The organism is Roseateles sp. P5_E11 (assembly GCF_054049355.1).
In genome coordinates, this window is the sequence record NZ_JBFUMO010000566.1 from 1 (window position 1) to 3,714 (window position 3,714).

At 68.7% G+C, this 3,714-nt stretch carries 2 protein-coding genes and 1 pseudogene; all 3 read right to left on the reverse strand.

Going from position 1 to position 3,714, the window contains the following annotated elements; translation table 11 throughout:
• Positions 1-2,027, reverse strand: a 2,027-nt coding sequence (locus ACXJKR_RS27025; RefSeq protein ID WP_457325440.1) for an error-prone DNA polymerase, incomplete at its 3' end; no start/stop codon positions are given.
• Positions 2,028-2,037: 10 nt separating this feature from the next.
• Positions 2,038-3,354, reverse strand: coding sequence for a Y-family DNA polymerase (locus tag ACXJKR_RS27030; protein ID WP_457325441.1), 1,317 nt, complete (start codon positions 3,352-3,354; stop codon positions 2,038-2,040).
• Positions 3,284-3,714: pseudogene (locus tag ACXJKR_RS27035) on the reverse strand (translesion DNA synthesis-associated protein ImuA); the annotation flags it as partial. The gene ACXJKR_RS27030 and the pseudogene ACXJKR_RS27035, both read right to left, overlap by 71 nt.

Below are 3,714 nucleotides of genomic sequence, written 5' to 3' on the forward strand. Positions count from 1 at the left end.
CCCATTGCCCGGCGGAGCCCGTCGGCCTCGCCGGGCGTGAAGCCGGCGCAGAGGATGGCCAACTGCATGCACTGCTCTTGGAACAACGGCACGCCCAGCGTGCGGCCCAGGGCCTGCTCGATCTCCGGGCTGGGGTAGGTCACCGGCACGCGCCCCTGCCGGCGGTCGAGGTAGGGGTGCACAGAGCCGCCCTGAATCGGGCCAGGTCGCACGATGGCCACCTCCACGACCAGGTCATAGAAGCAGCGCGGCTGCATGCGCGGGAGCATGGACATCTGCGCGCGGCTTTCAATCTGGAAGACGCCCACCGTGTCGGCCCGGCAGATCATGTCGTAGGTGGCGGGGTCCTCCGGTGGGATGTCCTGCATCTCGAAAACCTGCCCCTGGCGCATGCCGATGAGGTCGAGGGCCTTGCGCAGGGCGGTCAGCATCCCGAGGGCCAGCACGTCCACCTTAAGCAGGCCCATCAAGTCCAGGTCGTCCTTGTCCCACTGGATGACCGTGCGGTCGGGCATGGCCGCGTTCTCGATGGGCACGATTCGGCACAGCCGGTCGGCGGTCAGGACGAAGCCGCCGCTGTGCTGGCTGAGGTGCCGGGGGAAGCCCTGGAGCTGCTCGGTCAGCGTGCGCAGTTGCCGGACCAGCAGGCTGTCCTTGTCCAGGCCGGCTTCGGCGATGACCTCGTCGCCGATTGCCAGGTCGAAAGAGCTGGTGCCCTTGGCCAGTACGTCCAACGTGGCCTCGTCGAGGCCCAGGGCTTTGCCCACGTCGCGCAGGGCGCCGCGCGGCCGGTAGCTGGAGACGGCCGCGGTCAGCGCGGCGCGGTCACGCCCGTACCGTCCGTACAGGTACTGGATGACTTCCTCGCGCCGCTCGTGCTCGAAGTCCACGTCGATGTCTGGGGGCTCGCCGCGCTCCTTGCTGATGAAGCGCTCGAAGAGCATTGACGAGCGCAGCGGGTCCACCTCGGTAACGCCCGCGCAGTAGCAGACCACGCTGTTAGCGGCAGAGCCGCGGCCTTGGCACAGGATGCCCTTGGACCTGGCGAAGGCCACGATGTCGTAGACGGTCAAGAAGTAGTGCTCGTAGTGCAGCTCCTCGATCAGGGCCAGTTCGTGCTCGATCTGTACCTGGGCCTCGGCCGGCACGCCCTTCTTCCAGCGCCTCCCTGCGCCCTCGTAGAYGACCTGGCGCAGGTAGCTGGTGGGGGTGTGTCCTCGCGGAACGACTTCGCTGGGGTACTGGTATTTCAGCTCGTCGAGCGAGAACTCGCACCTGTCGGCCACGCGCAGGGTCTCCATCATCAGCTCCGGCGGGCAGCGCTCGGCGATGCGCCGCCGGGTACGCAGGCGCTGCTCCGCGTTCTGACGCAGCTTCAGACCGCATTCCGCGATGGGCATGCCCAGGCGCGTCGCGGTCATCATGTCCTGGAGGGGTTTGCGGGACCGCACATGCATCAGCACGTCGCCCACCGCGACGATGGGCACGGCCGTCAATTCGCTGCACTGGCGCAGCTTGTGGAGCTGGACTTCGTCGTCGATGCGGCGCAGTTGCTCCCAGCCCAGCCAGCAGCAGCCGGTCCAGTGGGTCAGCAGCCAGCGGGCGATGACCTCCATCTGCTCCTGCGCGCAGCGCCGGTCGGGCACGGCGATGACCACGCAGTCGGCGAGGGTCTTGCTGTCGATCTCGGCCAGGTCCAGGTGATACGTTCCCTTCTCGGACCGGCGGCGCAGGTGGGTGATGAACTCGGACAGGTTGCCGTACCCGTTGCGGTTGGTGGCTAGCACTACGAAGCTGAACGGGGTGTCCGACCGCACCTCGAACTGCGACCCCACCAGCAGCTTGATGCCGGCCTCCTTGGCCGCCACATGGGCCCTGACGATGCCCGCCAGGCTGCACTCGTCGGCGATGGCGATGGCGCTGTAGCCCAGCGCCTTGGCCTTCTCGACCAGCTCCTCGGGCTTGCTGGCCCCGCGCAGGAAAGAGAAGTTCGACAGGCACCGCAGCTCGGCGTAGGGCGGGATCATGGCGGTCTCGTCAGCCGAAGACGCCGTGCAGGAACCAGCAGATGGCGTCGCCCTGCTTGGACTGGAAGATCCACAGCAAGCCGGCGTGCTCGGACTCGGCCAGCCAGTAGTCGCGCACGACGTTTCGGCCTTCACCGACGGCTTCATCGCGGTCCCACCAGCCGCCCTCGATGCACTGGGGGCCGGCGAGGAGCTGCAGCTCGCCCTGATAGACGGGGCGCTCGTTCCTCACGGCCAACTTCAGCGGCTCGCGAAGGACCCAGGTAGGCTGGGGTAGCTCTGTGCTGGGCTTGGAGCGGCGCGCTAGCGGCACGCTAGCAGGCTGCCAGCGCGCCATCCATTCCTGCCGGTGGTCCGCTAGCGTGACGCACCGCTTCGCAGCCTGCGGGCCGAGCCGCGCGGCCATGCGCTCCAGCACCAGGTCCAGAGACTCCTCGTCCTCCACGGCGTCCGGCAGCAGCGACCCATTGGTGCCGGCCTGGTCGTGGACCTCGTCGGCGGTCAGCTCCAGGTCGCCTGCCGGCGCCAGCAACGTGACCTTGGCCAGGTGCTCGGCCAGAAGGCGGCACAGGTGCTCGACGTTGCGGCTCGGGCTCGCCGTCCCCACGGTCAACTGCCCGCTGTCGCCCGCGTCTCGGTGCCGCATGGCGTCGTGCCACCAGCGCAGCGTGAAGGCGGTAGTGCCTGAGTGCCTGGCCGCCAGCCAGCCGCACATCTGAACCATCAGCCGCCGCGCGCCCTGCAGCAGGGCTGGGGCTTGCTCGACGCGGAAGGGCAGCTCTAGGCGGGCTTTGAAGCCGTCGGGCAGCACCTCCCACTCATGCGCCTCGGGAGCGTGGCCGTAGGCCTGATCCAGGGCTTGCAGAAGGCGCTTGTCGAAGCGCCGCCCGATGCCAGCCCGCGGCAGCCGGCGGACGTCACCCAGCAGCCGGCAGCCGGCCTGCGCCAGCGTGGTCTCGTGCTGCCTGACCGCGGTGAGGCAGCCCATCGGTAGGGCATCGAGCATGTCGGGCAAGGATCGCTTGAACCCGTTCTCGATGCCGCAGCGCGCCAGGGCATGGGCCGCCAGGCTCGTGCTGGCCCAGGCAACCTTCTGCGCGCCCAGCTCGCCAGCCTCCCCGACAACGCGGTCACGCAGCGCACGCCTACCGCCGAACAGCCGCGTGCTGGCCTCCACCTCCATCAAGACGGCATCTTCGGAGACGGTGACTCTGGGCGTGAACTGCAGCGCCCAGACGGCAACGGCACGAAGGGCGTCAAGGCTGGGGGGCTGTGAAGACTTGGGATCGCTCGCGCACGGGGGCAGCAGGATGGCTGACCACAACATGGCTCGGTCTCACGCGGAGGCGGCTGTAATGCCGCAGCCGCGGGGTCATGATGGTGTGGGTGCCGCCGGGCATCGACAGCAGGTGCAGCCGCTCCTCCAGCGGCGGTCCCTTGCGCTTCAGTACGTCGACGGCGATTTGCCAGTCGGCCTCGTAGCGGGCCAGCAGCCGCAGCGGGGCGGCCGACGAGTCGCGGATGGCGGCTTCGGGGCGGCACAGGAATACAGGGCCTCTGCACTGGCTTGCCAGCACTTGCAGCCGCCTAACCTGCTCAGCGCGCACCAGCGGCAGCCAAGCCACGATGGCGCCGCACTTCTTCGATTTGACGAGCTGCTCGGTGGACCAAAGTCGATCCCGCGGGG